This window comes from Streptococcus sp. ELY_125 (assembly GCF_058314535.1).
In genome coordinates, this window is the sequence record NZ_JBZFUM010000034.1 from 1 (window position 1) to 10,294 (window position 10,294).

Genomic DNA, 10,294 nt, shown 5'->3' on the forward strand with positions numbered 1-10,294 from the left:
TACAAGTTCGTTTGTGGTAAGATGGGTGTAGGTCATTTATGGTAGTTCCTCTCAGACAAATGTGGTGTTTATCTGAGCCTATCATAAATGGCTTTTTTCTGTCTAGCTTAATTTTACAAATTGGGATTTAAAAAGTGATGAGCGGCATCGGTATCTTTGCCTTGGAAAACGCTTTAATCTTTTGTTGAGACTAGTTTTTTAATGTGATTTGTGCTAGAATGAACATGTAAACGGGTTCAGCCCGAAAAATAAATAGGAGGCCTTTATAATGGCAATCGTTTCAGCAGAAAAATTTGTCCAAGCAGCTCGTGACAATGGTTATGCAGTTGGTGGATTTAACACAAACAACCTTGAATGGACACAAGCAATCTTGCGAGCTGCAGAAGCTAAGCAAGCGCCAGTATTGATCCAAACTTCTATGGGTGCTGCTAAGTACATGGGTGGTTATAAACTTTGCAAGACTCTCATTGAAAATCTTGTAGAGTCAATGGGTATTACTGTACCAGTTGCTATCCATCTTGACCATGGTCATTTCGATGATGCTTTGGAGTGTATTGAAGTTGGCTACACTTCTGTTATGTTCGATGGTTCACATCTTCCAATCGAAGAAAATCTTGAAAAAGCTAAAATTGTTGTTGAAAAAGCGCATGCTAAGGGTGTATCAGTAGAAGCAGAAGTTGGAACCATCGGTGGTGAAGAAGATGGTATCGTTGGTGATGGTGAGTTAGCGCCAATCGATGATGCTAAGGCAATGGTTGCCACTGGTGTAGACTTCTTGGCAGCTGGTATTGGTAACATTCACGGACCATATCCAGAAAATTGGAAGGGCCTCCATCTTGATCACCTTGAAAAATTGACTGCAGCTGTGCCTAATTTCCCAATCGTATTGCACGGTGGATCAGGCATCCCTGATGATCAAATTCAAGCAGCTATCAAACTTGGTGTTGCTAAAGTTAACGTTAATACTGAGTGTCAAATTGCATTTGCAAATGCAACTCGTCAATTTGTACGTGAGTACGATGCTAACGAAGCTGAATATGATAAGAAGAAACTCTTCGACCCACGTAAGTTCTTGAAACCTGGCTTTGAAGCTATTACAGCCGCAGTTGAAGAACGTATTGATGTTTTCGGTTCCGAAAACAAAGCTTAAGCTATAAAATTTAGTGATAATATGCCCCTGCACGAAAGTGCGGGGTTGTTTTTTTGAGATCGCTTCTTACTGTTGTTGGAGGCTAGTCTTTCTTGAAATTCAAAATATGTATGAAATAGCTTGTCAAGTCAGGCTAATTCTGGTAGACTAGTATGGTATGTGGTGCTAGCACATCCGTAAAAATAATGTGGGAGGAAAGAGTAAGATGGCAAAAGTATGTTATTTTACAGGACGTAAGACAAAATCTGCAAACAACCGTTCACACGCAATGAATAAAACTAAACGTGTTGTGAAACCAAATTTACAAAAAGTAACCATTTTGGTTGATGGTAAGCCTAAAAAAGTTTGGGCTTCAGCCCGCGCCCTTAAATCAGGGAAAGTAGAACGCGTTTAATAAATCGAGCCTAGAGGCTCTTTTTTTATTTCCGAACATGGTGTAACTAGGTGGGAGAGTATTAGTTTGTAAGTGTCGCTATCGAGGGATAAGACTGTATTCTTTGTACTTTAGTCTTAGATTATGATAGAATAAAGTGATAAAAACTTGAGAGGTAGCAGTATGACTGTAAAGATCAATACAAAAGATGGTCAAATTGAGTTATCTGATGACGTCATTGCAACCGTTGTCGGTGGTTCAGCAACAGAAATTTTTGGTGTTGTTGGTATGGCAAGTAAAAGTGCCATCAAGGATAATTTCCAAGCTCTTTTGCGCAAGGAGAATTATTCAAAGGGTGTTGTTGTTAAATCGTTGGAGGATGGTATTACGGTTGATGTTTATACTGTCATGAGCTACGGTGTCAAGATTAGCGAGGTCTCAAAAAATATTCAGGAACGTGTGAAGTTTAATCTTGAGAATCAATTGGGTATTCATGCTAATGTAGTTAATGTTTATATTCAAAATATTAAAGTTGTAGGAGAAGATTAGTGTCAAATATTACGACAAGCTTATTTCAAGAAATGGTGCAGGCTGCGGCTACTCGTCTTGGAAATCAAGCAGAGTATGTAAATTCATTGAATGTCTTTCCTGTCCCTGATGGAGATACTGGTACCAATATGGGGATGACTATCGAAAATGGTGCTAAAGCCGTTGCTGATCAACCGGCTTCTACAGTCGGTGGAGTAGGGCAGATTTTATCCAAGGGGCTTTTAATGGGAGCGCGTGGGAACTCTGGCGTTATCACATCACAATTGTTCCGTGGATTTGGCCAAGCCATTAAAGATTTAGAAGAGTTAGATGGTAAAGCCTTGGCTAACGCTCTTCAGGCAGGTGTAGAGGTCGCTTATAAAGCTGTTATGAAGCCTGTAGAAGGAACTATCCTGACGGTATCAAGAGGGGCTGCCATCTCTGCTATGAGGAAGTCTGAGACCACTAATGATGCTACTGAGGTCATGCGGGCTGCCCTTGATGGTGCTAAGGCGGCTTTAGCTAAAACACCTGAGATGCTACCAGTCCTTAAAGAAGTGGGAGTAGTGGATTCAGGGGGGCAAGGGCTGGTTTTTATCTATGAAGGTTTCTTGTCAGCCTTGACTGGGGAATACATGGCTTCTGAAGAGTTTCAAGCAACTCCTGCTAATATGACTGAAATGATTAATGCTGAACATCATAAATCTGTAGCTGGACATGTGGCTACGGAGGATATTCAGTACGGTTATTGTACGGAGATTATGGTGGCGCTGCGTCAGGGGCCAACTTACGTTAAAGATTTTGATTATGAGAGCTTCCGTAATTATCTAAACGAGCTTGGGGACTCCCTCTTAGTTGTTAATGATGATGAAATTGTTAAGGTTCATGTCCATACAGAGGATCCTGGCCTTGTTATGCAGGAGGGTTTAAAATACGGAGCACTTGTCAAGGTAAAAGTAGATAATATGCGCGGACAGCATGAAGCGCAGCTGAAAAAGGAAGAAGCACTTGAAGCCCCTGTACAGACTGAAAAGAAAGGGTATGGCTTGATCGCGGTTGCGGCTGGTGATGGTTTGGCTGAAATTTTTAAATCTCAAGGTGTGGATTATGTTATTTCAGGCGGTCAAACGATGAATCCGTCGACGGAGGATATCGTTAAGGCGATTGAATCTGTTAATGCTGAAAACATTCTTATTCTTCCTAACAATAAGAATATCTTTATGGCTGCTCAATCTGCTGCAGAGGTTGTGGATGTTCCGGCTGCTGTTGTTGAAAGTCGAACGGTGCCTCAAGGTTTAACTAGTCTACTGGCTTTCAATCCTGAAAATAATTTAGAGGATAATGTAGCAGCCATGTCAGCCAGCTTGTCAGAGGTCGTTAGCGGTAGTGTAACCTTGGCGGTTAGAGATACGACCATTGACGGTCTAGAGATTCATAAAGACGATATACTTGGCATGGTTGACGGTAAAATCCTTGTATCTAATCCAGATATGGAAGCAGCCTTGCTTGCTACTGTGGACAAAATGATTAACGAGGATAGTGAAATTGTGACGATTTACATCGGTGAAGATGGCAATCAAGAATTAGCTGAAAAACTGGCTGAGATTTTAGAAGCTCAGAACGAGGATATTGAAGTGGAGCTCCATGAAGGAAATCAGCCTGTTTATCCTTATATTATGAGTGTTGAATAGTGTTTCTAAGAGTTTTCTCTTTGATTAATATCCTTTTAATTCTTGCTAAAATAAATCCCCTCCCGCTTTTATTAGAAAGAAGTGGGGGATTTTTATTTATAAAAGAAAACGATTTTCTTAGTGTATTGGACTTGCAATATTCTTAGAAAATGTTATCATAGAAATCAAGAATTTTGAATTGTTAGAATTTTCTATAAAACTCTGAAAAAGGAGGTAGTATGAATCAAGTTTCGTTAGAACAGGCTAAGACAGGGTCTGATTTACTGTTAGATACTCTAGTGGAGCTGGGAATTGATACTATTTTCGGTTATCCTGGAGGAGCGGTTCTTCCTTTATATGATGCAATTTATCAGCACGATGATATTAATCATATCCTTGCTCGCCATGAGCAAGGCGCCCTTCACGAGGCAGAAGGATTTGCTAAGTCAACTGGGAAAGTTGGTGTGGCTGTAGTAACTAGTGGACCTGGTGCTACTAATGCTATCACTGGTATCGCTGATGGTATGAGCGATAGTGTACCTATGCTGGTTTTTACTGGGCAGGTAGCCATGGCTGGTATTGGTAAAGATGCTTTTCAGGAAGCAGATATCGTTGGTATTACAATGCCAATTACAAAATATAATTATCAAATTCGAGATGTAGCAGAGATACCGCGTATTGTAAAAGAAGCCGTTCATATTGCAACAACAGGACGACCTGGTCCAGTATTGATTGATCTTCCTAAAAATGTCTCTGAGACCAAGGTGACTAGCTACAATGATTCTGAAGTGAACTTACCTAGCTATCAACCGACGATTTTGCCAAATGCTCTTCAAGTTAGAAAACTATTGGCCCAGCTGAAAAAAGCTAAAAAACCTTTAATCATTGCTGGCGGTGGCGTTAATTATGCTGGCGCTTCTAAAGAATTAGTAGTTTTTGCAGAACGTTATAATATCCCAGTTGTTTCCACGCTTCTGAGTTTGGGAACGATTCCGATTGGCCATCGTCTAGCATTGGGGATGGGAGGGATGCACGGCTCCTATGCTTCGAATATGGCGATGACGCATTGTGATTTTATGATCAACTTTGGATCGCGCTTTGCGGATCGTCTAACAGGTAATCCCAAGACCTTTGCTAAAGATGCAGTTGTAGCCCATGTAGATATTGATCCGGCTGAGATCGGCAAGGTTGTCCAGACTGATATTCCTATTGTTGGTGACGCTAAAGAAGCTTTGAAACTTCTTTTGGATGAAGAGACGGTTCGGACGCATCATGACAGTTGGACTGAGGAAGTATTGGCTAATAAAGCTAAGGCTCCATTTAGTTACAAGTTTGATAGTGATATTATTAAGCCCCAGCATGCTATTGAAACTATCGGTAAATTAACACAAGGAGAAGCTATCGTAGTGACAGATGTTGGGCAGCATCAAATGTGGGCTGCTCAGTTTTACCCTTACAAGAATGAGCGTCAGCTTATCACATCGGGTGGCTTGGGAACGATGGGATTCGGTATACCAGCTGCAGTGGGCGCAAAGTTAGCTAATCCTGATAAGGAGGTTGTTCTCTTTGTCGGCGATGGCGGCTTCCAAATGACAAATCAAGAGTTGGCTATTTTGAATGGATATGGCCTGCCGATTAAGGTAGTTTTGATTAACAACCATTCTCTTGGAATGGTTCGCCAGTGGCAGGAATCCTTCTATGAGGAGCGACGGAGTCAGTCTACCTTTGATGATGAGCCTAATTTTCAACTTTTGGCTGAGTCTTATGGTATTGCGCATTACCATTTTTCTAACCCGAACACTTTGGAGGAGGAACTGCAGGTTATTACCGAAAATAAACCTATGTTGATTGAGGTTGATATTTCTAATCGTGAGCACGTTTATCCAATGGTTCCATCTGGAAAATCGAATGCTGAAATGTTGGGGGTGACTTTTAATGCGTAGAATGTTAGCAGCTAAACTCTACAACTCAACGGGAGTCCTCAACCGTTTTACTGGAGTCCTTTTGCGTCGACAGGTTAACATCGAATCGATATCGGTTGGTCATACAGAGGAAGAAGGGATTTCTCGTATTACTATCATTATCGAAGTAGACAGTTTGGAAGAGGCTGAGCAGATTATTAAGCAACTCAATCGATTGATTGATGTTGTCCGGGTTCGAGATATTACGGATATCCCTCACCTAGAACGCGAGGTCATTTTGGTTAAAGTGTCTGCTCCGGCACATAAAAGAGCAGAGATCCTAGCGGTTATCCAACCTTTTCGAGCTGGCGTCATCGATGTCGGATTGAAATCTATCACAATCCAGATGACGGGAGATGCTAATAAGGTTGATGCCCTCTTACGAGTAGTTCAACCTTACGGTATTCAAAAAATTGCTCGCACGGGAGCAACAGGTTTTTCACGAGATTTGTCCTAAAAATGTCGTTTGTTAATGTTTGTCTATGCCTGTTAAAGGCGGAAAAATAATTTTAGAAAAGAGAGATTTTATTATGGCAGTTACAATGGAATATGAAAACGATGTAAAAGTTGATGCACTTAAAGGTAAAAAGATTGCAGTCGTTGGCTATGGTTCACAGGGTCATGCTCATGCTCAAAACCTTCGTGATTCTGGTTACGATGTCATTATCGGTGTTCGCGCAGGGAAATCTTTTGATAAAGCTAAAGAGGACGGCTTTGATGCCTATGAAGTAGCGGAGGCTACTAAACTGGCGAATGTTATCATGGTGTTGGCGCCGGACGAAATCCAAAAAGATATCTATAAAAATGAGATTGCCCCCAATTTAACTGCAGGTAAGGCTCTCGGGTTTGCACATGGTTTTAATATTCATTTTGAGTACATTAAAGCTCCAGAAGATGTTGATGTCTTCATGGTTGCACCTAAGGGTCCTGGTCACCTAGTACGTCGTACTTATACAGAAGGATTTGGTGTTCCAGCTCTCTATGCTGTATACCAAAATCCAACAGGGAATGCGAAAGATATTGCAATGTCTTGGGCTAAAGGGATTGGTTCAGCCCGCGTTGGTCTTTTGACGACTACATTTAAGGAGGAAACTGAAGAAGACCTCTTTGGAGAACAAGCAGTTCTTATGGGGGGCTTGACTCACCTTATCGAAGCAGGTTTTGAAGTATTGACGGAAGCAGGCTATGCACCAGAATTGGCTTACTTTGAAGTTCTTCACGAAATGAAGTTGATCGTTGACCTTATTTATGAAGGCGGATTTAAGAAAATGCGCCAATCATGCTCAAATACTGCTGAGTTCGGTGACTTCGTAACAGGTCCTCGTGTCATTGGTCCAGAAGTCAAAGAGAATATGAGAGCAGCTCTTGCAGACATCCAATCGGGTAAATTTGCGCGTGAATTTGTTGAAGATCACGATGCTGGTTTCCCACGCTTGAAAGCATTCCGCGAAGAAGCGGCTAACCTTGAAATTGAAAAGGTTGGTGCAGAGCTTCGTAAAGCAATGCCATTTGTTGGTCAGAATGATGACGATGCCTTTAAGATTTATAACTAATTTATGCACAGTCATATTAAAAGGGGGGCACTGCCCTCTTTTTTAGTTCTTTATGCCTTATAATAAATGCTTGGAAGATGTCTGCTTTAAAAATATGCTGAAAATGTTATAATAAATGGGACTATATAATACGGAGAAACATTTTATGACTTTCTATAATCACAAAGAAATTGAAGCAAAGTGGCAGAAATATTGGGCTGACCATCATACTTTTAGGACAGGAACTGATGCGTCAAAGCCTAATTTTTATGCTTTAGATATGTTCCCTTACCCATCAGGAGCTGGTCTGCATGTGGGACATCCTGAAGGATATACAGCAACAGATATTCTCAGCCGTTACAAGCGCGCTCAAGGTTACAATGTTCTGCATCCAATGGGTTGGGATGCCTTTGGTTTACCTGCTGAGCAATACGCTATGGATACGGGAAATGATCCGGCTGATTTTACGGCTCAGAATATTGCTAATTTTAAACGTCAGATTAATAGTTTAGGTTTTTCTTACGATTGGGATCGCGAAATTAATACGACTGATCCTGATTACTATAAGTGGACTCAATGGATTTTTACAAAGCTTTTTGAAAAAGGGCTGGCCTATGAGGCAGAGGTTCCTGTAAACTGGGTCGAGGAATTAGGAACGGCAATTGCTAATGAAGAGGTGCTGCCTGATGGGACTTCTGAACGAGGTGGCTATCCCGTTGTTCGTAAACCAATGCGTCAGTGGATGCTAAAAATTACAGCCTATGCTGAGCGATTGTTAAATGATTTGGATGATCTTGATTGGCCTGAATCAATCAAGGATATGCAGCGCAACTGGATTGGTAAATCTATCGGAGCCCATGTGGATTTCAAGGTGGCTGGGACAGACAAACAATTTACAGTTTTTACCACTCGTCCTGATACGCTTTTTGGTGCTACATATGCTGTGATGGCACCAGAACATGATTTAGTTGACGTGATTACGAGCGCAGAGCAAGCGCAGGCAGTCATAGATTATAAGCATCAAGCTAGTTTAAAATCTGATTTGGCTCGAACTGACCTCAACAAGGAAAAAACTGGTGTCTGGACTGGCGCTTACGCCATTAATCCTGTTAATGGTCGAGAAATTCCTATTTGGATTTCTGACTATGTTTTGGCAAGTTATGGTACTGGTGCTATTATGGCGGTGCCAGCCCATGATACCCGAGACTGGGAGTTTGCCAAAGAATTTGGATTAGATATTATCCCGGTCCTAGAGGGCGGTGATGTGGATAAAGAGGCTTGGACTGAAGATGGACTCCATATTAATTCTGAGTTTCTTAACGGGTTGAATAAAGAGGATGCTATTGATCGAATCATTGACTTCCTAGAAGAAAATGACCTTGGTCAGAAGCAAATTAATTATCGTCTTCGTGACTGGCTTTTCAGCCGTCAAAGATATTGGGGTGAGCCTATTCCAATCATTCATTGGGAAGACGGAACATCAACAGCTGTTCCTGAAAATGAATTACCCCTTGTCCTTCCTAAAACGAGTGATATTAAGCCGTCGGGAACAGGGGAATCGCCACTGGCCAACCTAACAGACTGGTTGGAAGTGAGGCGGGAAGATGGTGTAAAAGGGCGTCGTGAAACGAACACTATGCCCCAATGGGCAGGGTCTAGCTGGTATTATTTACGCTACATTGATCCCCATAACAATAAAAAATTAGCTGACGAAGATTTACTTAAAGCATGGCTACCGGTTGATATTTATATTGGTGGTGCTGAGCATGCAGTTCTTCACTTGTTATACGCTCGTTTCTGGCATAAATTTCTTTATGATATTGGTGTCGTTCCAACAAACGAACCTTTCCAAAAACTTTTTAATCAAGGAATGATTTTGGGAACCAGTTATCGTGACAGTCGAGGTGCTCTGGTAGCTACTGATAGAGTTGAAAAACGTGATGGCTCATTCTTTAGCATTGAGACTGGTGAGGAATTGGAACAAGCTCCGGCTAAAATGTCTAAATCACTCAAAAATGTAGTAAATCCTGATGATGTAGTCGAGCAGTATGGAGCCGATACTCTTCGTGTTTATGAAATGTTTATGGGACCATTGGATGCTTCGATTGCCTGGTCAGAAGAAGGACTTGAAGGTAGTCGCAAGTTTCTCGATCGTGTCTACCGATTATTTACTACAAAAGAAATTATAACTGACAATAATGGATCTCTAGATAGGGTATATCATGAAACTGTTAAGGTAGTAACAGAGCAAATTGAAGCCATGAAGTTTAATACAGCTATCGCGCAGCTCATGGTGTTTACAAATGCAGCTAATAAGGAAAAACAGCTGTTTGCTGATTATGCTAAAGGGTTCATCCAATTACTAGCACCATTTGCTCCGCACCTGTCCGAAGAACTCTGGCAAGTTTTAACGTCTTCAGGCGAGACTATTGCATACACTGCATGGCCAAGGTGGGATAATAGTAAACTTATTGAGGATGAAGTTGAGATTGTTTTACAAGTCAAGGGTAAAGTTCGAGCTAGGGCTATGGTAGCTAAAGATCTTTCTAATAAAGAACTGGAGGCTCTTGCTCTAGCTAATGATAAAATTAAACAAGAAATTGAAGGGAAAGAAGTAATCAAAATCATAGCTGTCCCAAACAAGCTGGTCAATATTGTCATTAAATAGTTCTTGTTGAAAGTAGGTCTTAAGCCTGCTTTTTTATTGACTGCTGCTTTGTTATATATAGAAAATTTATGTGAGTAATCTAGTGATAATGAGTAAGCTATTTTTGTAGTACGGTTCATGAATAAAAATACAGAAAATAATTTTAATCTATTGACAAGGCATCTTTGCTTTGATACACTAATAAAGCTGATGAAAGCAATGCAAGAAACATCACAAAAAGATGACAAAAGTGTTGACAAGTGATTAAAAAGGTAGTAGACTATAAGAGTTGCTTTTATTGGCAGTTCAAGACCTTTGAGAACTGAATAGACAAGAAACCAAGCGTGCGGGTTAAGGAATTAACCTGTCAAAAATACGAAAATAAGTCAGAAATGACTGAGTTAGATTAACTTTAATGAGAGTTTGATCCTGG

Annotated in this window: 8 protein-coding genes; all 8 read left to right on the forward strand. The window is 40.9% G+C overall.

What is annotated here, in order from left to right; translation table 11 throughout:
• The first annotated feature begins 268 nt into the window (after nucleotides 1-268).
• The 8 genes from AC4HAL_RS10610 (at nucleotide 269) to leuS (ending at nucleotide 9,882) form a co-directional block, all read left to right on the forward strand.
• Nucleotides 269-1,150, forward strand: coding sequence for a class II fructose-bisphosphate aldolase (locus AC4HAL_RS10610; protein ID WP_447452867.1), 882 nt, complete (start codon nucleotides 269-271; stop codon nucleotides 1,148-1,150).
• A gap of 205 nt (nucleotides 1,151-1,355) precedes the next feature.
• A complete protein-coding gene (rpmB, locus tag AC4HAL_RS10615; RefSeq protein WP_165212339.1) occupies nucleotides 1,356-1,544 on the forward strand; it encodes a 50S ribosomal protein L28 in 189 nt (62 codons plus the stop codon).
• A 162-nt stretch (nucleotides 1,545-1,706) separates the two neighbouring features.
• Complete coding sequence (locus AC4HAL_RS10620) at nucleotides 1,707-2,072, forward strand: Asp23/Gls24 family envelope stress response protein (RefSeq protein WP_002960106.1); 366 nt, start codon at nucleotides 1,707-1,709, stop codon at nucleotides 2,070-2,072.
• Nucleotides 2,072-3,742: a DAK2 domain-containing protein gene (locus AC4HAL_RS10625; RefSeq protein ID WP_491094137.1), complete on the forward strand. Its 1,671-nt coding sequence runs from the start codon at nucleotides 2,072-2,074 to the stop codon at nucleotides 3,740-3,742. Before AC4HAL_RS10620 ends, AC4HAL_RS10625 begins: the two co-directional genes overlap by 1 nt.
• A gap of 218 nt (nucleotides 3,743-3,960) precedes the next feature.
• Nucleotides 3,961-5,664 (forward strand): acetolactate synthase large subunit, encoded by a 1,704-nt coding sequence (locus AC4HAL_RS10630; RefSeq protein ID WP_491094138.1) that lies wholly within the window; start codon nucleotides 3,961-3,963, stop codon nucleotides 5,662-5,664.
• A complete protein-coding gene (ilvN, locus tag AC4HAL_RS10635; RefSeq protein WP_447452870.1) occupies nucleotides 5,657-6,139 on the forward strand; it encodes an acetolactate synthase small subunit in 483 nt (160 codons plus the stop codon). Before AC4HAL_RS10630 ends, ilvN begins: the two co-directional genes overlap by 8 nt.
• A 73-nt stretch (nucleotides 6,140-6,212) precedes the next feature.
• Nucleotides 6,213-7,235 carry a ketol-acid reductoisomerase gene (gene ilvC, locus AC4HAL_RS10640; protein WP_491094139.1) on the forward strand — a complete coding sequence of 341 codons (1,023 nt, stop codon included), beginning with the start codon at nucleotides 6,213-6,215 and terminating at the stop codon, nucleotides 7,233-7,235.
• A gap of 145 nt (nucleotides 7,236-7,380) precedes the next feature.
• On the forward strand, nucleotides 7,381-9,882 hold the full coding sequence (gene leuS, locus AC4HAL_RS10645) for a leucine--tRNA ligase (protein ID WP_491094140.1): 2,502 nt from the start codon (nucleotides 7,381-7,383) through the stop codon (nucleotides 9,880-9,882).
• The last annotated feature ends 412 nt before the right edge of the window (nucleotides 9,883-10,294 follow it).